We start from the raw sequence: 574 nt of genomic DNA, 5'->3' as shown, positions 1-574 counted from the left end.
GCGGGGCGGGTGCGGCGGGCTGGGTGCGCAACCGCCGCGACGGCTCCGTCGAGGCCGAGGTCGAGGGGACGCCCGCGCAGGTCGACGAGGTGCTCGCGTGGATGGCTGACGGCCCGCCCGGCGCCCACGTCGAGGAGGCGACCGTGGCCGATGCCGAGGCCACGGGCGAACACGGTTTCGAGGTTCTGCCGACGCAGTGACGCCCAGCAGGGTGCGGGTCAGGCGGGAACGCCGGCGGCCAGCTCGGCGAACACGTCGGCCGCCTCATCGCGCGTGGCGAGCCCCGCCGCCTGACCCGCCCACAGCGAGACGAGGTCGCCGTCGCCGCGTCGTCCGGCCTCCGCACGGAACTGGCCGGTGAGCCAGTTCTGCGCGGGGAACGGGGCGATGACGCCCGACGTCTCGATCGTGCGCATGGCGCGATTCGGGATGCCGCGCGCCAGCCGTCCGCTCATCGCCCGTGTGAGGACGGTGGATGTGTCGGCAGCGTCCTCGATCGCACGCCGGTGCGCGTCGGTGGCGGCGGACTGGCGGGTGCGGAGGAAGGCGGAGCCGACCTGCACGCCCGCGGCAC

2 protein-coding genes are annotated in these 574 nt (G+C 75.6%); one reads left to right on the top strand and one right to left on the bottom strand.

The features are described from left to right. On the top strand, nucleotides 1-200 hold a 200-nt coding region (locus tag ACI3KY_RS20325), incomplete at its 5' end, for an acylphosphatase (RefSeq protein ID WP_404931926.1). Between the two features lie 18 nt (nucleotides 201-218). Here ACI3KY_RS20325 and ACI3KY_RS20320 read toward each other — a convergent pair. Then, a partial coding sequence (locus ACI3KY_RS20320; protein ID WP_404931925.1) for a nitronate monooxygenase occupies nucleotides 219-574 on the bottom strand: 356 nt, incomplete at its 5' end.

Origin of the sequence: Microbacterium sp. ZW T2_14 (genome assembly GCF_044987405.1) — a bacterium.
GTDB lineage: Bacteria > Actinomycetota > Actinomycetes > Actinomycetales > Microbacteriaceae > Microbacterium.
The sequence above is the reverse complement of the archived record's forward strand: the minus strand, read 5'-3'. Positions and strand labels throughout refer to the sequence as shown.